The sequence below is a fragment of the Novosphingobium sp. GW821-FHT09E05 genome (genome assembly GCF_059416165.1).
Map to the genome: position 1 here is coordinate 175,355 of NZ_JBWKOQ010000005.1, position 22,291 is coordinate 197,645.

Here is a 22,291-nt window from a genome sequence, read left to right on the forward strand (position 1 = left end):
CTTATGGAAATCCCGTAGGTTTCACGCCGGCCTAGGCGCGGGCGGCAAAGACCATCCGCCCTTCGCCCAGGAAGCTGAACACGTCGTCCAGCTTGTTCTCGCCCACCGCGAAGCAGCCCTGGCTGCGGCCCAGCTTGCCATGCGCGGGGATCATGTCGTCGTTCGCGTACCAGGCGCTGTGGATGACGATGGCGCGGCTCAGCGCGTTGTCGTTGGTCGGGTCGAGCCCCATCAGGCGCTGCGAGCGGCCATGCTTGCCCACGTAGTAGTCGCCCGTCAGGAAGGCGCCCTCGCTGGAGGCGTTGGAGCCGAAGGCGTTCGAGAAGCGCTCGACGAAGCCGGTGTGCCCCGGGTCGGAGCCCGAACCATGCGCGACCAGCAGGCGCGATGCCTTGCCGCTGACGACGTCGAGGAAGTGAAGCCGGGGGTCGGACGACGGCGCCGTGAAGTCGACGATGGCCATCCGGTCCCGCGCCTTGACCGTCCCGGAATGCCGGTCCAGCGCGGCGAGCGCGCGGCCCAGGAGCGCCGGGTCGACCGAGAAGCGCGCCGCGTCCAGCGCGGTCTGCGGCATCGCGGGGGTGCTGCGCGGGGCGGCGGGAACCGCCGTCGGCCGGCGCGGGTGGGACGTCCCCAGGAACGGCTTCGCCGACGGGCGGGCCAGCGCGGCGAGGGCGATGCCGGCGCCGGATATCATTACGGCGCGCCGGTTGGGTCGGAAGGAAGAATCGAGCATGGCCTGAATAATGGGGCCAATTGCTTGTAATTAAAGAGCTTTTGGGGGGATTTCTGGGAGCACTACTGAACTTTAGAGACGGATCGACCGGATTTTGCGGCCAGCGGTGCGATCGCGGCGCGCGGCCGGGGAACAATTTCGCCTTCGCGCCGACCGGGCCGTTCGGGCGGGGCGGTCCTGACGCACCGGCACGGGGTCGCGCAGGGGCAGGCGACTTGCTATGGGCGCGCGATGATGTCCCCGAATCCCCCGCAGGACGAGGCGCCCGATTTCGTCGTCGTCGACGTCGAGACCGCGTGTTCGCGGGTCAGCAGCATCTGCCAGATCGGCATCGTCGGCTTCCGCGGCGGGCGCGAGGTCTTCGCCTACGAGACGCTGGTCGATCCGCGCGACGAGTTCCATTCCTTCAACATCGGCATCCACGGCATCACCGCGCAGCACTGCGCCGGCCAGCCCACGTTCGCGGACATCCACGCCGTGGTGGACGGCCACCTCAGCGGCCGCATCACCGTCGCCCATTCGTGGTTCGACAAGGGCGCGCTGGCCGCCGCCTGCCGCATCGGCGAGCGCCCGGTGATCGAGACGAACTGGCTCGACAGCGTCAGCGTCGCCAAGCGCGCATGGCCGCAGCTTTCCAGCCACCGCCTGAACGTGCTCTCGCGCTTTCTCGGGATAGAGCACCGCCACCACGACGCGCTGAGCGACGCGCGCGCGGCCGGGATGGTGATCGTCCGCGCCATCGAGCACACCGGCATCGACCTCAAGGGCTGGATGGCCAAGCCTTCGTCCGTCAGGCCCAAGGTGCCGCCGGCGGCGCCCGAAGGACCGCTCAGGGGCGAGCGCATCGCCATTCTCGGCGAGCCGCGCGACGGGCCGCTGGCGCATGTGCTGGCGGGCGCGGGCGCGCGCGTCGCGGCCTCGGTGGGGGCGACGACGACGATGCTGGTGATCGCCGCGAAGCAGCCCTACGGCCGCTGGTTCGAGGCGAGCCCGCCGCACCGCAAGGCGCGGCAGTTGCAGAACATCGGATCGGGGATCGTCATCCTCACCGAGGAAGCCCTGCGCGCGCGGCTCGCGCAGCAAGCCTAGCGCCGCGCCGCCCGCGCTTCAGGCGGACAGGCCCTCAGAGCACCAGCGGCGCGTGGTGGATGCGGGGCAGGACGTGGCGCGCAAACAGGTCCGCTTCGGCCGCGTGCGGGTAGCCCGAGAGGATGAAGGCGTCGATGCCCTCCGCCTGGTAGGCCTGCAGCTTGGCGAGGACCTGGTCCGGATCGCCGACGATCGCCGCGCCGCAGCCCGAGCGGGCGCGGCCGATGCCGGTCCACAGGTTGTCCTCGACGAAGCCGTCGCCGCCCGCCGCCGAGCGCAGTTCCGCCTGCCGCGCCACGCCGACACTGGCGCTGTCGAGCGATTTCTGGCGGATCGCTTCTCCGGCCGCATCGTCGAGCTTGGAGAGCAGGCGGTCGGCGTAAGTGCGCGCCTCGGCTTCGGTTTCGCGCACGATGACGTGGGCGCGGTAGCCGAACTTGAGGGTGCGGCCGTACTTGTTGGCGCGCGCGGTCATGTCGGCGATGATCTCGCGGACCTTGTCCATGGTGTCGGGCCACATGAGGTAGACGTCGCAGGCCTTGGCCGCCGCCTCGCGCGCGTCTTCGGAGAGGCCGCCGAAGTAGAGCGGCGGGCACTTGCCCGAGACGGTGGAGATGCGCGCCGGCGGCAGGTCGAGGTTGTAGAACTCGCCCTCGTACTTCAGGTGCTCGCCGGCCAGCATGATCTTGAGGATCTGCATGACCTCGAGCGTGCGCTGGTAGCGGGCGCGGCTGTCCAGCTTCTCGCCCGGCAGGTCGGACGAGATGATGTTGACCGTCAGCCGCCCGCCCAGGATGCGGTCGAGCGTGGCGATGCGGCGCGCCAGCTGCGGCGGCCAGTCCTCGCCCATGCGCAGCGCCCAGAGCAGGCGGATCGTCTCGGTCATCGGCGCGATGGCGCCCGCGAACATGGTGGTGTCGATGCCCAGCGCATAGCCGGAGGGGAGCAGGATGTTGTCGAACCCGCCCTTTTCCGCCTGCATGACGATGTTGCGGCAATGCTCCCAGCTCGACGCCAGCATCGGGTCGGGCTGGCCGAGGAACTCGTAGTCGTCGTCGCAGAGCGCCGAGAACCAGCTGACCTCGCAGGTCCGCCCGGTTTCGTTGAAGGCGTTGATCATGGCAGGGGCTCTCCCTTGGCGGCGACGAGCACCGCGTACCAGCCGGCGCGGCTCCAGCGGACCTTCAGCGCATCGGCGGCCTCGGCGATGCGTTCGGCCTTCTGCGAACCGACGATGGGGATCGGGCGCGCGGGGTGCGCCATGATCCAGCTGTAGGCCGCGGCCGTGCGCGACACGCCGAATTCCTCGGCCACCGCGTCCAGTTCGGCGGCGACGTCGAGCGCGCGCTTGTCCTTCGGCGCGGCGATGCGCCCGCCGCCGAGCGGCGACCAGGCGAGCACCGCCATGTCCATCGCGATCGCCTGGTCCAGCTCGCCGTTCTCGATCGGGGCGAGTTTGAGCGCCGAGAGTTCCGGCTGGGTCGAGACGATCGGCATGGTCAGGAACTGCTGCAGCGTGGCGATCTGGCTCACGGTGAAGTTGGAGACGCCGAAGCTGCGGATCTTGCCCGCCTTGTGCGCCGCGTCGATGGCCTGCGCGATTTCCGCAGGGTGGGTGAGGATGTCGGGGCGGTGGATCTGCCACAGCTCGACGTGGTCCGTGCCGAGGCGCTTCAGCGAGGCGTCGATGGCGGAGGTGAGGTACCCGGCGCTGGAATCGTAGGGCACGCCCATCGAGATGCCGCCCTTGGTGGCGATCACCAGCTTGTCCCGCAGGCCCGGCTCGGCGGCGAGGGCGCGGCCCAGCAACGCTTCCGAGGCGCCGAAGGCCTCGTCGTTGTCGGGGCCGTAGATGTCGGCGGTGTCGATCAGGTCGATTCCGGCGTCGAGCGCGGCGTGCAGCAGCTTGACCACCGCGCCGACGTCATCGCCGCACAGGCGCCAGTTACCCCAGGCGAGGGCGGAGACGGTGAGGCCGCTCTTGCCCAGCGGGCGGCGGGTTTCGGGGAGGGGGAGGAGGTCCATGGAAAAATGTCCTGTCAGGGAAGGAGAGCGGGAGGGAAGGCCGCGACCGAGGCGCGCTCGACGAGGGCGTGGGGCAGCCTGCGGTGGGTCAGCTCGACGCCGCCGAGCAGCAGCTCGGTCGCCGCCAGCGCCAGTTCGCGGGTGGGCTGGTGGATGGTGGTCAGCTGCGGCCAGACCATGCGCGCCAGCGTGGTGTCGTCGAAGCCCGCCACCGAAAGCTCGCGCGGCAGGTCGAGGCCCATGTCGTGCGCGACCGAGAGCACGCCGGCGGCCATGTCGTCGTTGCTGGCGAAGATCGCGGTCGGGCGGCGGGCGCGGCCCAGGAAGCGGCGGGCGGCGGCGACGCCGCTGTCGAAGTCGAACTCGCCGGGCGCGACCAGCGTCGGCTCGAAGGCGATGCCGGCGCGGTCGAGCGCGCGGCGGTAGCCGAACAGGCGCTCCTCCGAGGCCATGTGGTTGGGGTGGCCGCGCACGAAGCCGATCGCGCGGTGGCCCATGGCGATCAGGTAGCTGGTCATGTCGTCCGCCGCCTGCGCATCGTCCATCGAGGCCGAGGAAGTCATCGCATGGTTGGTGCCGGGCGAGATGCGCACGAAGGGGATGTCCATGCCTTCCAGCGCTTTCAGGACCGGCACGCAGTCGGTGACCGGGGAGGAGAGGATCACGCCGTCGACATGCGTCTCGGTGACGAGGCCGCGCACCTGCTCGCCCACGGCGGGGTCGCTCACGTCCACCGGCTGGGCCAGCAGCCGCATCCCGGCGCCCTGGCACCCCTCCCAGCAGCCCATCTGGATCTGGTTCATGTAGTAGGGGCTGTGGTTGTCGTAGATCAGCGCGACCTGCCCCGACTTGGTGCCCGCGAGGATGCGCGCGGCGATGCTGGGCCTGAATTCCAGCTCGCGCATCGCCTTCTCGACGCGCGCCCTGGTATCGAGGCTGACGTAGCGGTGGCCGTTCAGCACCCGGCTGACGGTCTTCACCGAGACGCCTGCCCGCGCCGAGACGTCCCGGATGTTGGAACGGTCGCTCATCGGCTCTCCTTCACCGAAGCGAAGAGGGCCGCGAAAGCGCTGCCGGGCAAGTAGAAAACGGGCGGCTCGCCGTACGGCGCGGCGATCCGGTAGGTGCCGGGCGCGAAGTCCTCGTCGGTCCACAGGTGGCGCCAGGGCCTGTCGCCCGGCAGGATGACGGTGCGGCACTGCGCCTGCGCCTCGACCACCGGGGCGACGAGCATGTCGGCGCCGTAGAGGTACTGGTCCTGCACGGCGAACAGCGCCTCGTCGAAGTAGTGGAGGAACAGCGGGCGCTGCACCGGCAGCCCGGTCTCGGCCGCCTCGTCGCTGAGGTGGCGGACATAGGGGGCCAGCGCCTTGTGGACCCGCGACATGCTCGCGAACTGGGCGAGCAGGTCGTCGCGCGAATCGATCTGCAGGTTGTCGTCGGGCCGGTTGCCCTCATGGCTGCGCATCACCGGCGAGAACGCGCCGAGTTCGCACCAGCGGATCATCAGGTCGGGATCACGCACGTTGCCGTGGAGGCTGGTGTAGCCGCCGACGTCGCTGTGCGAATAGGCATTGCCGACCAGCCCCGCCGAAAGCGCGGCGGTGAGCACGGTGCCGATCCCGTCGTGCCGCGTGAAGTCGACCGACTGGTCGCCCGCCCACAGCAGCGGGCAGAACGCCTGCACGCCCGAGAAGCCCGCGCGCATGAAGAACACCGCCTCGCCCGTCTTGCCCCGCGAGGCGACGGCGCGCGCGTTCGCCTCGGCCCAGAGCACCGGCCAGCGGTTGTGCATCAGCATCGGGTCGCTGCCGTCGTGGAGCCTGAGGTCCACCGGCAGGTATTCGCCGAAGTCCGCCATCCAGCCCGACAGGCCGAAGTCGAGCATCTCGCGCCCGATCACCCGCTCGGCGAACCAGTCGAGGCTGGCGGGGTTGGTGAAGTCCACCACGCCGCAGTCGAACTCGCCGAAGTCCACGAGATAGGGCTCGTCGCTGTCCTCCCGCAGTGCAAGGTGGCCGCCCGCGAGCGCCTCCTGGTACTGCGCGCCGTCGTTGGCGAGGTAGGGGTTCACATAGCCGAGGAAGCGCACGCCGCGCTCCGCCAGTGCGGCGATGCGGCCGGGAAGGTCCGGGTAGCGCGCCTCGTTCCACGACCAGTCCCAGAACAGGCGGCGCCCGAAGCTGGTCTGGCGGATGCCGATCCAGTCCTCGCACCACAGGCCCGAGACTTCGGCGCCCGCCGCCATGATGCGCTCGAGCCGCGCGAAGCTGGCGTCCCCTTCCTTGAGCCCGACGATGGCGCCGCCGATCGCCCAGTCGGGGAGCGGGGGCTGGCGGCCGAAGCGGGTGGAAAGCGCGCCGACCAGCGCCGGCATGTCCTCGGCGGCGAAGAATTCGAGCGTGAACGCGCCTTCCCAGATCTCGACCCGGTGGCGCCCTGCATCGGTGAAGTCGAGCACCGAGTAGGCGCTGCTGGTGAGGTGGCAGGCGTAAAGACGCGAGGAGAGGAACGTCGGCTGGGGATAGTTGGTCCACCAGTAATCGCCGCCGGCCATGCCCTGCTCGTCCATCAGCCGGGTCAGCTCGGTGGACTTGTCGCGCCCGACGCCCGGCTCGCTGGTCCAGATCGGGAAGCGGCGGCCCGAGAGGTCGAGGTAGCTCATCTGCTCGCCGCCCCCCCAGACATGTTCGCCGGGCTCGGCCACGAGGTCCACCCAGACGCGGTCGTAGGCGGGATCGAGCGCGGCCACTTCCAGCGCGTCGCCCCTCGCCGCAAGCCGCAGCAAAGGCGCGCCGCCGGGGCGCTCGGACAGGAGGATATCCTCCCCTTCGAGACGGGCGAAGGGCAGCGGCGCGTGGCCGGTGGGCGCATCGTCGATGGCGAAGTTGCCGCGCAGCATGCGCACGTCGGGGTGCCCGCGGGCGACGGTGAAGGCCGGGCGCCGGGTGGTACTGCGCAGGAGGTCCCGGCCTGCCATGCGGCAGGTGAAGCCGTCTTCCCGAACGGCGAAACTCAGCGCCAACATCCGACTCCTACAGTGTGCCCGTCGTGCAGCACCGCGCGCCGCATCTGCCCTGCCTGATGTGACACCGGTTGACAGAAATGCCGGTCTCAATCAAGAGGTCGCGCAACCAACAGGACGACCTGAGGTGTTCAAAACTTCGCGCCGATCCCAGTTCAGGAGGGGAAAATCATGATCCGCATTCAGCACGCCCGTGCCGTGACGCGCGCCGGCCTGGTCGCTACCGTATCCGCCCTCGCCTTCACCGCCGCCACCCCCGCCGTCGCGCAGGTGGACGAGATTATCGTGACTGCGCAGAAAGTTAGGCAGAACGTCCAGGACGTGCCGATCGCCATCAGCGCGGTCACCGGCGAGGCGATGGACCGCGCCGGCGCCAAGAGCCTGGAAGACATCACCTCGATCGTCCCCTCGGTCACCTTCCGCAAGGGCACGACCAATGCCAACAGCGCGATCGTCATGCGCGGCGTCGGCACCATCAGCTTCTCGGTCGCGGCCGAGCCCAGTGTGTCCACCGTTGTCGACGGCATCGTGCTGAGCCGCTCGGGCCAGTCGTTCCTCGACCTCGTCGACTTCGACCGCCTCGAAGTGCTGCGCGGGCCGCAGGGCACGCTGTTCGGCAAGAACGCCTCGGCGGGCCTCGTCAACATCGTCTCGAAGGGCGGGACCGACAGGTTCGAGGCCGAAGCCAGCGTCTCGGGCACGACGGACGAGGAATACCGCGCGAAGCTGAGCCTGTCCGGCCCGATCGCGCAGGACCTGACCGGCCGCCTGACGGGCTTCTACGGAACCTATGACGGCAACCTGAAGAACACCTACTACGACAAGACGGTCAACGGCTACGAGCACTACGGCGCGCGCGGCCTGCTCGACTACGACGGCGAAGGCGGCCGCCTGCGGCTGATCGCCGACTACTTCAAGGCGAACGACGATTGCTGCGCCGAGGCGACCGGCGTGTCGCGCGGCGCCGTGCTCGACGCCGAGCGGGGCATTGCGCCGCTCGGCGAGGACACCCGCGAGGTCAACCAGAACCTCATCACCCGCTCGCTCGACCGGCAGTACAGCTTCACCCTGAACGCCGACATCGACACCTTCGCGGACCACACCTTCAGCATCGTCACCGGCTACCGCAACTGGAAGAACACCGAGATCCGCGACGGCGACTTCCTGCCCCGCGCGATCGTCGGCACCCCGCAGCTGCACGACCGCGGCACCGTCGAGACCGACCAGGTCTCCGCCGAGGTGCGCCTCGCCTCGCCGCAGAACCAGGCGCTGACGTACCAGGTGGGCGGGTTCCTGTGGTATTCGAAGAACACGCAGGACTTCACCCGCAGCGACGTGACCTGCGCCGCCTCGACCGCGCCGGTCGATCCGGCGACGGGCGCGCGGCCGTGCAACCTCGCCGACACCGTCAACACGCAGTTCGTCTCGGCGACCTCGCGCTCGGACGTCTCGTTCCGCAACTGGGCGGTGTTCGGGCAGGCGACGTACGCCTTCCTGCCGGAACTGCGCCTGACGCTGGGCGGGCGCTTCACGCATGACAGCGTGAGCTTCACGCACGTCCGCGGCGCCGCGGTCAACGCCGCGACCGGCCTGCCCACCGCCGCCTCGGGCCTGCTGGCCTACGGCGCGGGCGGCACTCTCGCCTCGGGCGGCAACGGCACCGACACCTCGCGCGGGAGCACCAGCGCCGACAACTTCTCGGGCAAGGCGGTGCTGCAGTACGACGTCATGGACGACGTGATGCTCTACGGCAGCTACACGCGCGGCTACAAGGGACCGGCGTTCAACGTCTTCTTCAACCACACCGCGCCCAGCAATTCCGAGCCGATCGACCCCGAAAAGTCGAACAGCTTCGAAGTGGGCTTCAAGAGCCAGTTCCTCGACCGCGTGGTGCAGCTCAACGCGGCGGCCTTCCTGGTCGACTACAAGGGCTTCCAGGCCAACAACTTCGTGCTCATCAACGGGGCCACGACCACCAGCCTGACCAACGCGGGCACGGTGCGCTCCAAGGGCTTCGAGGCGGACCTGACCGTCGCCCCGACGCCGGGCCTGACCTTCCGCGCCAACGCCGCCTACGCCGACGCCACGGTGCGCAAGTTCAACCCGAACCCGCTGACCAACGCGCCCGACGCCCGCGACGGCACCCGCCTGCCGCTGGCCCCCAAGTTCAGCTACACCCTCGGCGCCGACTACGACGTCGATGCCGGGTCGGTGAAATTCTACCTGTCGAGCGACTGGCACCACGTCAGCAAGCAGTTCTCCGACCTCGGCGAGAGCGGCCCGATCGACCCCTACGGCATCTGGAACGCCAGCATCGGCGTGTCGGACCCCGAGGACCGGTATCGCCTGACCTTCCTGGTCCGCAACCTGCTCGACGACAGCTACGTGCTGCTCAACACCACCTCCGGCCAGCGCCTGATGATCCCGCGCGACGCCGACCGCTACGCGGGCGTGAACCTGCGCGCGCGCTTCAACTGACCTGTGCGAGGGGGCGAACAAACGCCCCCTCGCCGGATGCCCGCTTGACATGTATAACCAAATAGGTTATACGCTCCGACGTCGGTCCCAAGCCGGCGAAGCGGCGGGTCGGGGGCGTGTAGCTGACGTTCCATGGTCCCGGCGCGGTCGGCGCCCGGTCACGGATACCGGACAAAGCCGTAATCCGGATGCGCGGATGAACATGGGAGTGTGCTCCCAGGAGAGACGGTAAGGGAGCGAGCCCGCCCCGTCATCCCCGCGCACCGCAGGGCCGAGTTGGAAGTCCCAAGCGGTTTTGCCCCTTCCAGCCGTTCGCGATCAAAAGGCAGGACTCAGCACTGGCCGCCTGTCGCTGGCGGCCCCCAGCGCCGGCCGCAACCCGTCCGCTGACGTTTCCCCTGGCGTTATCCCGCGCTCGCCGGCGGGCGAGAAGCCGTGCTTCCTCCCCAAGGGGGAGGAATGGGGCTCACTCCGCCGCGGCCAGCTTCGGCTGCATCAGGTGGATGAACGCCAGCGCCACCAGGTACGCCGCGCCGCAGACCACGAACAGCGGCGCGTAGCCCAGCCCGCTGTCGAGCGACCAGCCGGCGAACTCGATGATGCCGGTGCCGGTCAGGTTGCCCGCGACGGCGCCCAGCGCGATGACGGTGGCGATGCGGCGGGCGGGAACGATCTCGGTCGCCATGCCGAAGATGTTGGTGGAGAAGCCCTGGTGCGCGAAAAGGCCGAGGCCGATGAAGATCGCGGCGATCCAGGGGTTCGATGCGGTCAGCGCCAGCGGCATGACCAGCACGATCAGCGCGAAAGCCAGCATCGCGCTCTTGCGCGCAGCATTCATCGAAAAGCCGCGCAGCAAAAGGGCAGGGTAAAGCGCGCCGCTGCTCACCGCGCCGAGCGCCGCGAGGGTGAAGATGATCGCGATCGGCCACCCCAGCATGCCCTGGCTGAGCCCGAACTGGCGCGAGAAGAAATCCGGCGTCCAGAACAGCACGAACCACCAGACGAGGTCGGTGAAGGCCTTGGCGCCGATGACCGTCCAGGTCCTGCGGTCGGAGAGCACCACTCCCCACTCGACCCTGGCGCGCGTCGTCGCGGCCTGCCCGGCGAGGGGGGTGAGGCGGCCGGTGTTGAAGTGCCATGCCGCCAGCCAGAGCAGGCCCAGCCCGCCGGTCACGAGGAACGCGGCCTGCCAGCCGAAGGCGATGGCGAAGGGGGGGATCAGCAGCGGGGTGACGATGGCGCCGATGTTGGGCGCGGTGTTGATGATGCCGATGCCGATCGAGCGGCGCGCCGGCGGCAGGTAGATCGCCGCGGTCTTCATCGCCGCGGGCGTGTTGACCGATTCCGCCGTCGCCAGCACGGCGCGGGCGATCACGAATTGCTGCACGCTGGCGGCCAGCGCATGGGCCATGCCCGCAAGGCTCCAGACGGCGACCGCGAAGCCATAGGCGAAGCGCACGCCGAAGCGGTCGACGAACCAGCCGACGCCGAGCAGCGACACGGCGGCCGAAAGCTGGAAGATCGAGCCGAGGTGGGCGAACTGCTGGTCGCTCCAGCTGAACTCGGCCTCCAGCATGGGCTTCAGCAGTGCGAGCACCTGCCGGTCGACGTAGTTGAGCGCGGTCGCCAGGAAGATCAGGGCGATCAGCACGTTCTGCGCGCGCGCGGCGCCGGGATCGGGAGAAGGAACGGGCGGAGACGCCGCCGGCGCTTGGTGCAAGGTCATGTCCGGCTCTCCCTAGTCCGCCGCTTCGCCGGCGGCAAATCCGGCGAGCACCCGCAAAGCTCTTGCCCCGTCGCGCGCGTCGCCATAGAGGTCGTTATGACACCGCAGGACAGACAGCAAGCATGTTCACAGAAGGGCTGCGGTCGGGAGGACGAGGACAGGTGAGCGCAGACCACGCCGGCGACCTTTACGGCGAGATGTTCCTGAGCCGGCAGGAAGCCGGGACGGCGCCGCCCTCGCGGCTCGACCGCTGGAAGCTGCTCTGGCCGGGCCTCGCCATCTGCGGCATCGCCAGCATCGCGGCGGCCTGGCTGTCCGAGCACTACGGCGCGCCGATCATCCTCATGGGCCTGCTGATCGGGCTGGCGCTCAACTTCGTGACGAGCGAGGCGAGCACCCATGCGGGCCTCGACTTCGCCTCCAAGGCCTGCCTGCGCTGGGGTATCGTCGTGCTCGGCACGCAGGTCACCATCGCCCAGATCGGCGGGCTGGGGCCGGTGCCGTTCCTGGCCCTGCTGATGGTGATGGCCGCCGCGATGGGCGCGGCGCTGCTGGTGGCGCGGGTCACCGGGGCCTCCACCGCGATCGGCCTGCTGGCGGGCGGCGCGACGGCGATCTGCGGGGCCTCCGCCGCGCTGGCGCTGTTCGGCGTGCTGGGCCCCCGGCGCGTGAGCCAGGCGCAGTTCGCGCTGACACTGGTGGTGATCTCGCTCGCCAGCGCGCTCGCCATGTCGTTCTACCCGCCGCTGGCCGGGGCGCTCCATCTGGACGACCGGCAGGCGGGCTTCCTCATCGGCGCCTCGATCCACGACGTCGCGCAGGCGATCGGCGGCGGCTATGCCTTTTCGGACACCGCCGGCAGCTACGCCACCATCGTCAAGCTCAGCCGCGTGGCGCTGCTGGCGCCGGTGGTCGCGGTGGTGTCGATGCTGGTGAAGGACGAGGACGCCGCCGACCGCCACTGGATCCGGCGACTGGCGATGCCCTGGTTCATCACGCTGTTCCTGGCGGTGGTGGTGGTCAATTCGCTGGTGACGATGCCCGCCATCGTCGTCCACGCCAGCCTGACGCTGTCGAAGACGCTGCTGCTGCTCGCCGTGACGGCGACCGCGATGCGCTCGCGCCTCGACCTCGTGATGCGGATGGGCTGGCGCGCGGCGATGCCAGTGGTCGCCGCCACCGCCGCGTCCTTGCTGGTCGCGCTCGGGTTCAGCCTGGCGATCCTCTAGGCGCCGAAGCCGCCGTCGATGGTGTGCAGCGCGCCGGTGACGATCCCCGCCTCCGGACCCGCCAGGTAGGCGACCATGCCGGCGACCTCGTCGGCGCGGGCGTGGCGCCTGATCGCCATGAAGGAGTGCATGAGGTCGCTCATCGGGCCGTCGGCTGGGTTCATGTCGGTGTCGGTGGGTCCGGGCTGGACGGCGTTGACGGTGATGCCCCGCGCGCCGAAATCGCGGGCGAGACCGCGCGTCAGCCCCTGGATCGCCGACTTGGTGAGCGCATAGGCCGCGCCGCCCTCGAACGGGATGCGGTCGCCGTTGACCGAGCCGATGAAGAGGATGCGTCCGCCCTCGGGCATCGCCCGCGCGGCTTCCACGGCGGCGTGGTAGGGCGCGCGCACGTTGATGTCGATCATGCGGTCGATCGCATCCGCGTCGAGTTCCAGCGGGTTGCCGAGCAGCGCCGCGCCGGCATTGACGACGAGGATGTCGACCGGGCCCGCGCCCGCCACCAGCGCGATCACCGCCGCGCGGTCGGCGGCGTCCGACTGGACGGCCGTGGCGCCGGTCTCGGCGGCGAGCGCGGCGCTGGCCTCGGCGGATCCGGCATAGGAGAACGTGACCGCCGCGCCGTCCGCCGAAAGGCGCCGCACGATCGCGGCGCCGATGCCCCGGCTGCCGCCGATGACGAGCGCCGTCTTTCCTGAAAAGTCCGTCATTTGCTGTCTTTCTGCCGTGGTTCGGAAGTGTAGTGGGTGTCGGAGGGGCCGACGCCGGTGATGTGGACGGTCGCGCCTTCCGGGCCGGTCCAGGCGAAGTGGGGATCGCCGGCGGGCTCGGTGTAGTAGCTGCCGGCGGGGAGCGCCACGGACTTCGCCGGGTCCGCGACCGCGCCGTAGCCGAAGTGCCAGAGCCCCGCCGCCACCACCGCCGAGCGCGAGTCCCTGTGCGTATGCGCGGCGATGCGGGTGCTGGGCGGTACGCGGATCGAGATCGTGTAGGGCCCGGCCTTCGTCGGGTCACCTGCCAGTACGCGGGTCTGGATCGCCGCCAGCCCGGAGGTGCCCGCTCCCGCCGCGACCACCGGAAGTTTCGCGATGGCCTCGGGTGGCAGGCGCAGTTCCCGGTCCTGTGCCGCAGCGCCGACGGCGGTGGCCGCCGCCAGCGCGGTGAGCGTCGCGCGGGTCAGGAGGCCGCTCACTTCTTCGCGTCCAGGAAGCCGCGCACGGCGGCAATGGTGGCCTTGGGCTGTTCTTCCATGAGCCAGTGCCCGGCATCGGGGATCGTCGCTGCGGTGACGTCGGTGGCGGCGAAGCGCATGACGGTCGCCATCATCGGGCCGAACGACTTCTCGCCGCCGATCGCCAGCACCGGCATCGTCAGCTTGCCCTCGGCCACGAAGGCCTTGTCGTCGACCGCGTCCTGGTCGAACGCGGCGAACTGCGCGAAGCCCGCGTGCATGGCGCCGGGCCTGGCATAGAGCGCGGCGTAGTGGACGCGCGAGGCTTCGCTGAAACGCTCGGGCCGGGCGGAGAACTCGTTCCAGAAGCGGTCGAGGTAAATCCGCTCGCGCCCGGCGACGAGGCGTTCCATGTCGGGGCCGCCGAAGCGGAAGTGCCAGAGCAGCGGGTTCTTGAGTATCTCGTCCCAGGGCCCCACGCCCGGCAGCGGCGCGTCCATCAGCACGAAGCGGGTGACGCGCGCGCGGTTCTGCGCGGCGAAGGCGTAGCCGACCATGTTGCCGATGTCGTGCGTCACGAGGTCGGTCTTCCGCACCTTCAGCGCATCGAGCACGCCGGCGATGTCCTGGCCTTGCGTCTTCTTGTCGTAGCCGCCCGCGGGTTTCGCGGAGAGGCCCATGCCGCGCAGGTCGGGCACGATGACGAGGTGGTCGCGGGCAAGGTCGGCGGCGAGCGGGGCCCACATGTCGCCGGTCTCGCCGTAGCCGTGCAGCAGGACGACGGCGGGCCCCTTGCCGCCGATGCGGGTGTGGATCGTGGTGCCGTTGGTGGCGATCTCCTGGGTGCGGAAGCTCGCGGGGAAGGGCTCGACCTGCGCAGTCGCAGGCGCGGCGGCGATTGTAACGGCGGACAGGGCCAGCGCCGCTGCGATAATCCGTGTGAACATCTGTTGCCTCCTCCAGCCGCGTTTGCGGCTGTCGACGGCAAGATGATTTCAGGTCATCGTGCGCACTAGCCGCCAAATTCCGGAACCGGCTTTCGGGAATGCCGAACGATGATGAAACTGGAAGGGGTGGCCGCATTCGTCGCGGTCGCCGAAGCGGGGTCGATCAGCGAGGCGGCGCGGCGTCTGGGCCTCGCCAAATCGGTGGTGAGCGAGCGCCTGACCGAACTCGAGCGGCTGCTCGGCGCGAGCCTGATGCAGCGCACCACCCGCAAGCTCACCCTGACCGGGGAAGGCGAGGCGTTCCTCGAACGCGCGCGCCGGATCGTGCGCGAGACCGTCGAGGCGCAGGCAGAGATCGCCGAGCGCCGGGGCTCGCTGTCCGGCCCGCTGCGGCTGGCCGGGCCGATCGGCTTCGGCACGCTGCATCTGGGGCGGATGCTGAATTCCTTCCTCGCGCTCCATCCCGCCATCGAGCTCAGCGTCGATCTCGACGACAAGTTCGTCGACGTGGCGGCGGACGGATACGATGCGGTGATCCGTCACGGCCCGATCCAGGACTCGCGCCTGATCGCCAAGCGGCTGGCGTCGAGCCGCCGCGTCCTCGTCGCCGCGCCGTCCTATCTGGAAAAGCACGGCGCGCCCGCCTCGCTCGAGGAACTGGGCGGGGCCTGCGCGATCCTCTACTCCAACCGCTCGGCCGACTGGCGGTTCACCTCGGGCGAGGGGGAGACGGTCCTGCGACCGCGCGCCTGCCTCAGGGTGAACAACGGCGTGGTGATGCGCGATGCGGCGCTGGCGGGGCTCGGCATCGCGCTGCTGCCGACGTTCTTCATGTACGAGCAGCTGGCAAGCGGCGCGCTCGTGCAGGTCGACGTCGGCGCGGAGGCGGAAGGGGCGGAGCTTTACATCGCCTATAGCCGCAACCGCAGCGCGTCGGCCAAGGTCGCGGCGCTGACCGAATGGCTGCGCGCCGAGATCGGCGCGCCGGCCTACTGGGACAGGGCCTGAGCCGTCAGTCGAGCGGGCGGATCGTCTCGTCGAACGTGATGGTCGAGCGGATTTCCAGCGTCTCCGGCCCGATCGACATGGGGCAGCGCACGCCGGGCAGGACGGCCACGTCGAACAGTTCGGTGATGAAGCCTTCCAGCTTGATCCACTCGACGATGCCGCCCGAGGCGAGGTCCACCACCAGCACGCCGCACCAGGGCTCGCCGTCGCGCGCGCGCATCTCGCCGTCGAGGGCGAGGCCGGCGAAGGTGCCGTTACGCGGCTTGGAGACGGTGACCAGCGCGTGGCCATTGTGCAGCGCCATGCCGCGCAGGAAACCCGGGCAGAAGGCGATGTCGGTCCTGGCGCCGGTCTCCGGGTCGATGCGGATGATCTGGCCGCGCCCGGAATCGAGCGCAAGGACCGAACCGCCGTGGACCCTCGGGCTGTGCGGCATCGAGAGCTGGTCGGTGACGATGCGCCCCGTCTCCACCTCGACCAGCACGCCGCCTTCGTGGCGCCGCTCGCGCCAGCCGTTGACGATGTCGCTGCGGCTGACGGCGGTGACGTAGCGGGGGCGACCCTCGTGGATCGCCATGCCGTTGAGGTGGCAGCGGTCCTCGGGCGCGAGCTTGGAGATGAACGGCGGCTTCCATACCGGGCGGAAGCTGTGGTTGAGGTCGAGCGTGGCGAGGCAGCTGTATTTGGTGTTGACGAACAGGACGCGGCCCGCCTTGTCGGTGCCGATCTCGTGGACGTCGACGTCGCCGGTGGTCTGGGCGTTGCGCGGGACCAGCGCCATGTCGAACTGCTGGTTGGCGAGCTGGCCGGGGCGCAGCATGTTCTCGAGCCGCCAGACCTGGTGCAGCGCGCCGAGATAGAGCCGCCCCGGCTGGTAGCAGATGCCCATCGCCCGCGTGAAACTCTGCTGGTTGAACGAGATCGTGCCGTTCGCCAGCACGCCTGCCAGGAACAGCTGCCCGGTCTGGTACGAGGTGAACGCGAAGCTGGCGTTGTTGCGCAGCAGCCACTCGGCCAGCCCGCGCGACACCGAGATCTGGGTCGGCCCGCTCGCGGGCCTTGCGGGGGCGCCGCTGTCTGTTTGTGCCATGGGGTCCTGCTTATCGGGGTTTCGGCCGGTCTGTCCACCGCCCGGAGGCGGGGAGGCTCAGAACGGAATTCGGATGCCCGCCCGCCCGCCGGCGCCGCTGTAGTTGCTGCTGAGGTCGGCGGTGCCTTCGAGGAAGCCGGTGATGCCGCCCGGGGTGGTGATGGTGAGGCCCAGCGTGCCTTGTCCGAACGTGTCGATCGGGCGGTTGCCGATGTCGAAGCTGTTCGGCCCCGAGACGAAGGTCACGCCGTTCTCGCCCTTGAACTCCTTCACCGCGAGCGCGCTGGCGTAGAAGGTGAGGGTGTTGCCGCTGCCGATCGCGGTGCTGCCGCCGAGCCGCAGCCCCGCCTTGCCGCGCAGGCCGTCCATGCGCTCGTAGTCGATCACCTGGCCGAGCGCGGCGATATCGCCGAGGCTGGTGCTGACATAGGCGAGGCTCGCTACCGGCTCGGCGAAGAACGTCGCGGAGCCGAAGCGGAAGCCCGCTTCGCCCTGGACGCCGAGGGAATGGCCTTCCAGGTTCTCGCTGTAGCCGGTCGCGGCGCTGTCCGCGTCGATCCAGTAGTGGTCGTACTTCACCAGCGCGTTGGCGAAGAAGCCGCCCGCATCGACGCCGATATAGGCGCCGGCGTTGACCGCGTCGTAGTCGAACCTAGCGGCGTCGTCGAAGCGCTGGATCGAGGAGGTGTAGCCGCCGGTCAGGCCGAAGGTGACGGCGCCGGCGGTGCCGAAGTCGTACCCCGCCTGCCCGCCGTAGTAGTCCTGCCGGTAGTTCAGGTCGTAGCTGCGGGTGACGCCGAAGGCGCTGGCGCTGCGGGTCTCGTCGCGCTTGTCGACGCCGCCGGTCATCTCGAGCCAGAACCCGCCGGGGGCGGTGCTCCCCGCCCGGCGACCGTCGCGCAGGCCGGTGACATGGGCGGTCACCGTGTCGGCCGAGCGATACCACAGGTTCTGCGCGCCCTCGCTCGCCTTGGCGGCGCGGTAGACCGCCGAGCCCGGCGTGCCGACCAGCTGGTAGGCGAAGGTATCGGGCCGGTAGACGAGGTCGAGCGCGACGAAGCCGATCTCGGCGGAGGGCAGGGTGAAGGCGCTCGCCGAGGAAGGCGCCGAAGCCTGCACCAGCGTCACTCCCGGCGTCGCGTAGACCGTGCCGCTGGTGGCGAGCACGATGCGGGTCGTGCCCCCCGCCGTGCCGACGTTCAGCCTGTCGGCGGTGGTGACGCCGCCCGCGTTCGTGGTCAGGTCGAGGCCCAGCGTGCTGTTGCCCGAGCCGGTGAACGTGCCGGGCAGGGTCAGCTGGTCGCCGACGGTGCCGTTGCGCAGGTCCAACAGTCCGGAATTGGCGAAGTGCTCGAGTCCCGTGAAGGCGATCGCCAGCGGCGCCGTACCGGCGGCATCGACGATGAGCCGGCCCGAATTGGTGAACACGTCGGTGCCCGCCCCGAAGTCGCTGCTGGCGCCGGCGCGGAAGTTGCCGGAATTGGCGAAGCTGTCGTTGCCGGCGGAGAGCTGCACCCGTCCGGTGACGGTTCCGGCATTGGTGATCGCGGCCGGGCCGCCGAGCACCGAGATGGCATGGCCGGTTCCGGTGTTGATCGTGCCGGCGTTGACGATGCGGGTGGTGCCCTCGGCGTCGGTGCTGATGCCGTCGATCGCGCCGGTCACCGATGCCCCGAAGCCGACCGCCACGGTGGCGTCGCCGGCCGACAGGATGGAAACCGCCGTGTCCTGCGCGGCCGAGACGGCGCCGGTCAGGTTGACCCTCACGTCGCCGCCGAAGCCGAGCGCGTTGATCGCGTTGCTGCCTTCGCCGCCGACACCGACGCTGCCGGCGGTGATCGTAATCCTGCTGCCCTCGCCAAAGGTCGCGGCGCGGATGCCGTCGCTGTCGGCGCCGGCGGTGGTGATCGTGCCGGCGGTGACGCCGACGCTGCCGTAGCTCCCCGCGAGCACGCCGAGCGAGTTGTCGCCCCGCGTCGAGACGGTGCCCACGCTCACCGTGACGCCGCCGCTGCCATAGGCGTTGACCGCGGTGCTCACCGCGCCGGTCGTGGCGACCGAGGCGGCGGTGCTCGCGGAGCTGCCGTAGACCGTGCTCGCGCCGATCCCTGCGGAATAGTTGCCCGAGGTGGTGACCCGGCCGGTGCTTTGGACCCGCACGTCGGCATAGCCGTCGACGAGGATGCCCGCGCTGCTCTCGCCGGTGGTGGCGACCGTGCCGGTGTTGACGACAATGCCGTCTTCGTAGCCCGCCTGGACGGTGATGCCGGTCGCGAACACGCCGCGGGTGGAGACCGCGCCGGAGTTGCTGACGCTCGCCCCGTAGTAGCTGCGCGCGGACACGCCCGCCGAATAGTTGCCGGTGGTCGCGATCGTGCCGCTGTTGACCACCACGACGGGGGCGTAGATCGCCTCGATGGTCACGCCGTTGGCCAAAGTGCCGCGGGTCGTGATGGCGCCGGCGTTGGTGACGGCGGCGCCGTAGTAGCCGCTGGCGAACACGCCCGTCGCATAGTCCCCGGCGGTGGCGACCGAACCGTTGACGGTCACTTCCGCCGTGCCGAACGAGCCGATCGCCTGCACGCCGCCCGCCCCGAAGCCGAAGGCGCCGTCGGTGCCGCCGGTCGAGAGGTCGCCGTTGACCGTCACGCTGGCGTTGTAGCCGTAGGCCTGCACGCCCACCGCATCGTCCCCGGAGGTGGCGACGTCGTTGACGGTGATGGAGACATCGCCCAGCAGGCTGAAGGCATAGACCCCGAACGCCCCCTCGCCGCTGGTGGTCAGCGCGCCCGTCGAGGTCACCTCGACATTGCCCAGCAGCGACAGCGCGGCGATGCCGTCGGACAGCGTGCCCGAGGTCGTGACCGATGCGACGTCGACGCTCACGTCGGTGCCCGCCGCGAAGCCCATGGCCTGCGCATGGACGCCTTGCGCATAGTCGCCCGCAGTCGTGATCGTGCCCGCGGTGACCGTGATCCCGCCGTAGAGGCTCAGGGCGTCGATGCCCACCGCGCCGTCGCCGCCGGTCCCCACCGACCCGGCGCCGCTCACCGCGACATCGTAGAGCGCCGTGGCGTAGATGCCGCTCGAGACCGCGCCGCTGGTCGAGATCGTTCCGTTGTTCGCGACGTTCGCATTCCCGTAGAGCCCGAGCGCGACGACGCCGTCCGAGAGCAGGCCCGAAGTCGTCACATCGCCGTTGACGGTGACCGAGGCGCTGGCGCCCACCGCGTGGACGGCGGGGGCGAAGTCGCCGGTGGTGGTGACGTCATTGACGGTGACGGCCACGTCGCCCACGCCCGATCCGGCGTAGATGCCGGCCGCGTTGTCGCCCTGCGTCGAGACGAGCCCGGTGGTGGTGACCGAGACGTCGCCCTCGTCGCTGTAGGCATAGATGCCGGTCGGGCCGTAGTAGAGATCGCCCGCTCCGCTGGTGGTGACGGTGCCAGCGGTCACGGCGATGTCGGCGACCGAGGAGAGCGCCAGGATGCCCATCCCGCTGGTGCCCGAAGTGCTCACCGTGCCGGCGTCGACCGAGACGGTGCCGATGTTGCTGGAAGTGGCGATGATGCCGTGGGTGTAGTCGCCCGTCACCGACACGGAGCCGATATCGACGGTGACGTCGCTCACCTGCTGCACGCCGTACAGCCAGACGCTGTCGACGACCACGCCGTTGGAGAGCCTCCCGGTGGTGCTGACGCTGCCGGCCGAAACCGAGACATTGCCCGAAGCCTCGGCGTAGATGCCTTCGGCGTAATTGCCGGTCGTGCCGATCGAGCCGATGTCGATGGTCGCATCGCCGGCAAAGCCCTCGGCCATGATGCCCTGCGCGGATACGCCCTGGGTGCTGATCGCGCCGGTCCCGGTCACGCTTACGCCCTGCGCGCCGTAAGCGAAGACGCCGTCCGCACCGGCGCCCTGCGTGGCGATGGTGCCGTTGACGACGACGCTCGCCGCGCCGGCATAGGCTTCCGCGATCACCCCGGCGGAGAACTGCCCGGCCGTGGTGATCGCGCCGTCGACGGTCACCGAAACGCCGTCGCCCAAGGCATAGATCCCGTGGGACAGCGCTCCGAGCGTGTCGATGTCGCCTCCGGATACCGCGACGTCGCCGCCGATCCCGGCCGTCGCCACGATGCCGATCGAGCCGAACCCGGCCGTGCCGACCGACCCGGCGGAGTCCACGGTCACGTCCCCGAGACCGGCGCCCGAGGCCACGATGGCGTTGGCGTTGAAGCCCTGGGTCGTGACCGACCCGGTGTTGGTCACCGTCACGTCGCCGATGCCGTAGGCGGTGACGCCGCTCGACTGGTCGCCGGTTGTGCTCACGGCGCCGGTCAGGGTCACATCGACGGTGCCGCCCAGCGCGAACACGGCGGCGGCACTGTAGCCGCTGGTCGAGGCGTCGCCCACGGTGATCGCCACGGCGCCGTTCAGGGCGATGCCGGAGACGCCCCGGGCCTCGTCGCCCTCGGTCGTGACGGAGGCGGCGGTGATGGTCACGTTGCCGTAGTCGGAATAGGCGTAGGCGCCGGTGGATTCGGCGCCGAGGGTCGCGACCTGGTTGACCTCGATCGTCGCGTCGCCGCCGGAGTAGGCCTTCACGAACACGCCGACCGCGTCTTCGCCGCTCGTCGAGACGCTGCCGGCCGATGTGAAGTGCGCGCCGCCCTCGCCGGTGCCGAACATCACCGCGCCGTAGGCCCCGTCACCCGCCGTCGTGAGCGTGTCGACCGAGAGGTTGGCGGTGTCGCCCTGCATCAGCACGCCCTGCGAGCCGAAGCCCTGCGTGGTCACGGTGTCGGCGGCGATGTCCACCACGCCGCCGTCCGCGAAGGACACCGCGCTGACGCCGTGGGAATAGTCCGCCAGGGTCGAGACGGCGCCGAGGTCCATCGCGATCGAGCCGTAGATGGCCTGGGCCTCGATCGCCGTCGAGCCGTAGCTGTAGAAGCTGCCGCCGGTGGTCGATACCGCGCCGGCGGTGATCTGGATGTCGCCGTTGCCGGCGTAGGCATCGATGCCGCCGGAGTAATAGCCGTCCGCCGACACCGTGCCCACGTCGATCGTCACGGCGCCGCGATACGAGTTCGCGCTGATCCCGACGCCGCTGTTCCCGGTGACCGTGATCGTATTGGCGGTGACGGTGACGTCGCCCTCGTTCGAATTCGCGATGATGCCGGCGGAGGCGCGCCCGGTGGCGACGATGCTGTCGGTGTTGATCGTCAGGTCGCCGTAGTTGGTGAGGCCGAGCACGCCGGTCGCGCCCGTGCCGCTGACCTCGATGCCGGTGTCTACCCGGGCGTCCAGCGTCACCGCGCCGTCGTTGAACCCGATCAGCGCCACGCCGGGCAGGCCGCCCGCCGTCTGCACCCGCACGCCGGGCTCGAGGATGACGGTCAGGTCGAGCACCGGCGCGGCCGGATCGAGCGCGGGGTCGAGCGCCGGATCGGCGGCGGGGGAGAAGTATTCGATGCCGGCCGGGTATGGATTGCCGGACGGCGAACACGTGACGACGCCCGCTACGGGAACACCGCAGGCCTGTGCATGCGCCGATGGAGCGGCGAGGCCGGCGGCGACACTCGCCAGCGCGGTGCCGAGGAGGAGGCGGCTGGCAAATCGGCCGCCGAGATCACCCCGGCATGGGGAGCCAAGCGCGTGCTCGCGAGTCTGCTTCTCCATCGGTGCCCCCTGAATATGGATATATACTTAGGGTACTGATGGATCGATTCTAAGCAAGGGCGCAATTGGAAATAATCACGCGGTA

The 22,291-nt window shown here is 70.0% G+C and carries 15 protein-coding genes; 4 read left to right on the plus strand and 11 right to left on the minus strand.

The window, feature by feature from the left end:
* Nucleotides 1-31: 31 nt before the first annotated feature.
* Nucleotides 32-697 (minus strand): murein L,D-transpeptidase catalytic domain family protein, encoded by a 666-nt coding sequence (locus AC07M9_RS18275; protein WP_494885715.1) that lies wholly within the window; start codon nucleotides 695-697, stop codon nucleotides 32-34.
* A gap of 273 nt (nucleotides 698-970) precedes the next feature.
* Between AC07M9_RS18275 and AC07M9_RS18280 the strand changes: the two genes are divergently transcribed.
* The gene (locus tag AC07M9_RS18280; protein ID WP_494885717.1) at nucleotides 971-1,825 is read left to right on the plus strand and encodes an exonuclease domain-containing protein; all 855 of its coding nucleotides are present in this window, start codon (nucleotides 971-973) and stop codon (nucleotides 1,823-1,825) included.
* Between the two features lie 34 nt (nucleotides 1,826-1,859).
* On the opposite strand, the gene AC07M9_RS18285 is transcribed toward AC07M9_RS18280, so the two are convergent.
* From AC07M9_RS18285 to AC07M9_RS18300, 4 genes are read right to left on the minus strand one after another with little or no spacing between them, the layout of a single operon-like run.
* Nucleotides 1,860-2,945: an LLM class flavin-dependent oxidoreductase gene (locus AC07M9_RS18285; RefSeq protein ID WP_494885718.1), complete on the minus strand. Its 1,086-nt coding sequence runs from the start codon at nucleotides 2,943-2,945 to the stop codon at nucleotides 1,860-1,862.
* Nucleotides 2,942-3,850, minus strand: a complete 909-nt coding sequence (locus AC07M9_RS18290) for an aldo/keto reductase (RefSeq protein ID WP_494885719.1) — start codon at nucleotides 3,848-3,850, stop codon at nucleotides 2,942-2,944. Before AC07M9_RS18290 ends, AC07M9_RS18285 begins: the two co-directional genes overlap by 4 nt.
* Nucleotides 3,851-3,864: 14 nt before the next feature.
* Complete coding sequence (locus AC07M9_RS18295; RefSeq protein ID WP_494885721.1) at nucleotides 3,865-4,881, minus strand: LacI family DNA-binding transcriptional regulator; 1,017 nt, start codon at nucleotides 4,879-4,881, stop codon at nucleotides 3,865-3,867.
* Nucleotides 4,878-6,878 carry an alpha-glucosidase gene (locus AC07M9_RS18300; protein ID WP_494885723.1) on the minus strand — a complete coding sequence of 667 codons (2,001 nt, stop codon included), beginning with the start codon at nucleotides 6,876-6,878 and terminating at the stop codon, nucleotides 4,878-4,880. The genes AC07M9_RS18295 and AC07M9_RS18300 overlap by 4 nt, the downstream gene beginning before the upstream one ends.
* A 168-nt stretch (nucleotides 6,879-7,046) precedes the next feature.
* On the opposite strand from AC07M9_RS18300, the gene AC07M9_RS18305 reads away from it, so the two are divergent.
* Nucleotides 7,047-9,353 carry a TonB-dependent receptor gene (locus AC07M9_RS18305; RefSeq protein WP_494885725.1) on the plus strand — a complete coding sequence of 769 codons (2,307 nt, stop codon included), beginning with the start codon at nucleotides 7,047-7,049 and terminating at the stop codon, nucleotides 9,351-9,353.
* 466 nt (nucleotides 9,354-9,819) lie between these two features.
* On the opposite strand, the gene AC07M9_RS18310 is transcribed toward AC07M9_RS18305, so the two are convergent.
* Nucleotides 9,820-11,079, minus strand: a complete 1,260-nt coding sequence (locus AC07M9_RS18310) for an MFS transporter (RefSeq protein WP_494885727.1) — start codon at nucleotides 11,077-11,079, stop codon at nucleotides 9,820-9,822.
* Between the two features lie 161 nt (nucleotides 11,080-11,240).
* Between AC07M9_RS18310 and AC07M9_RS18315 the strand changes: the two genes are divergently transcribed.
* On the plus strand, nucleotides 11,241-12,308 hold the full coding sequence (locus AC07M9_RS18315) for a YeiH family protein (protein WP_494885728.1): 1,068 nt from the start codon (nucleotides 11,241-11,243) through the stop codon (nucleotides 12,306-12,308).
* Here AC07M9_RS18315 and bdcA read toward each other — a convergent pair.
* The 3 genes from bdcA to AC07M9_RS18330 are packed head-to-tail and all read right to left on the minus strand — an operon-like array spanning nucleotide 12,305 to nucleotide 14,426.
* Nucleotides 12,305-13,018 carry an SDR family oxidoreductase gene (bdcA, locus tag AC07M9_RS18320; RefSeq protein ID WP_494885730.1) on the minus strand — a complete coding sequence of 238 codons (714 nt, stop codon included), beginning with the start codon at nucleotides 13,016-13,018 and terminating at the stop codon, nucleotides 12,305-12,307. The two genes, AC07M9_RS18315 and bdcA, sit on opposite strands and share 4 nt — an antisense overlap.
* Nucleotides 13,015-13,500 carry a cupin domain-containing protein gene (locus tag AC07M9_RS18325; protein WP_494885732.1) on the minus strand — a complete coding sequence of 162 codons (486 nt, stop codon included), beginning with the start codon at nucleotides 13,498-13,500 and terminating at the stop codon, nucleotides 13,015-13,017. The genes bdcA and AC07M9_RS18325 overlap by 4 nt, the downstream gene beginning before the upstream one ends.
* Nucleotides 13,497-14,426, minus strand: coding sequence for an alpha/beta fold hydrolase (locus AC07M9_RS18330; RefSeq protein ID WP_494885734.1), 930 nt, complete (start codon nucleotides 14,424-14,426; stop codon nucleotides 13,497-13,499). Before AC07M9_RS18330 ends, AC07M9_RS18325 begins: the two co-directional genes overlap by 4 nt.
* A 108-nt stretch (nucleotides 14,427-14,534) precedes the next feature.
* On the opposite strand from AC07M9_RS18330, the gene AC07M9_RS18335 reads away from it, so the two are divergent.
* A complete protein-coding gene (locus tag AC07M9_RS18335; protein WP_494885736.1) occupies nucleotides 14,535-15,434 on the plus strand; it encodes a LysR family transcriptional regulator in 900 nt (299 codons plus the stop codon).
* Between the two features lie 4 nt (nucleotides 15,435-15,438).
* Here the strand turns inward: AC07M9_RS18335 and AC07M9_RS18340 are convergent, their stop codons facing one another.
* Entirely contained in the window at nucleotides 15,439-16,524 is a 1,086-nt protein-coding gene (locus AC07M9_RS18340) for a TIGR03032 family protein (protein WP_494885738.1), read from the minus strand.
* Nucleotides 16,525-16,581: 57 nt separating this feature from the next.
* Nucleotides 16,582-22,206, minus strand: a complete 5,625-nt coding sequence (locus tag AC07M9_RS18345) for an autotransporter (protein WP_494885740.1) — start codon at nucleotides 22,204-22,206, stop codon at nucleotides 16,582-16,584.
* Between the last annotated feature and the right edge of the window lie 85 nt (nucleotides 22,207-22,291).

What these genes read in the sequence shown, in the direction of transcription:
- AC07M9_RS18275 (WP_494885715.1), bottom strand. Translation starts at nt 697, where the DNA reads ATGATATCCGGCGCCGGCATCGCCCTCGCCGCGCTGGCCCGCCCGTCG.
- AC07M9_RS18280 (WP_494885717.1), top strand. Translation starts at nt 971, where the DNA reads ATGTCCCCGAATCCCCCGCAGGACGAGGCGCCCGATTTCGTCGTCGTC.
- AC07M9_RS18285 (WP_494885718.1), bottom strand. Translation starts at nt 2,945, where the DNA reads ATGATCAACGCCTTCAACGAAACCGGGCGGACCTGCGAGGTCAGCTGG.
- AC07M9_RS18290 (WP_494885719.1), bottom strand. Translation starts at nt 3,850, where the DNA reads ATGGACCTCCTCCCCCTCCCCGAAACCCGCCGCCCGCTGGGCAAGAGC.
- AC07M9_RS18295 (WP_494885721.1), bottom strand. Translation starts at nt 4,881, where the DNA reads ATGAGCGACCGTTCCAACATCCGGGACGTCTCGGCGCGGGCAGGCGTC.
- AC07M9_RS18300 (WP_494885723.1), bottom strand. Translation starts at nt 6,878, where the DNA reads ATGTTGGCGCTGAGTTTCGCCGTTCGGGAAGACGGCTTCACCTGCCGC.
- AC07M9_RS18305 (WP_494885725.1), top strand. Translation starts at nt 7,047, where the DNA reads ATGATCCGCATTCAGCACGCCCGTGCCGTGACGCGCGCCGGCCTGGTC.
- AC07M9_RS18310 (WP_494885727.1), bottom strand. Translation starts at nt 11,079, where the DNA reads ATGACCTTGCACCAAGCGCCGGCGGCGTCTCCGCCCGTTCCTTCTCCC.
- bdcA (WP_494885730.1), bottom strand. Translation starts at nt 13,018, where the DNA reads ATGACGGACTTTTCAGGAAAGACGGCGCTCGTCATCGGCGGCAGCCGG.
- AC07M9_RS18330 (WP_494885734.1), bottom strand. Translation starts at nt 14,426, where the DNA reads ATGTTCACACGGATTATCGCAGCGGCGCTGGCCCTGTCCGCCGTTACA.
- AC07M9_RS18335 (WP_494885736.1), top strand. Translation starts at nt 14,535, where the DNA reads ATGATGAAACTGGAAGGGGTGGCCGCATTCGTCGCGGTCGCCGAAGCG.
- AC07M9_RS18340 (WP_494885738.1), bottom strand. Translation starts at nt 16,524, where the DNA reads ATGGCACAAACAGACAGCGGCGCCCCCGCAAGGCCCGCGAGCGGGCCG.
- AC07M9_RS18345 (WP_494885740.1), bottom strand. Translation starts at nt 22,206, where the DNA reads ATGGAGAAGCAGACTCGCGAGCACGCGCTTGGCTCCCCATGCCGGGGT.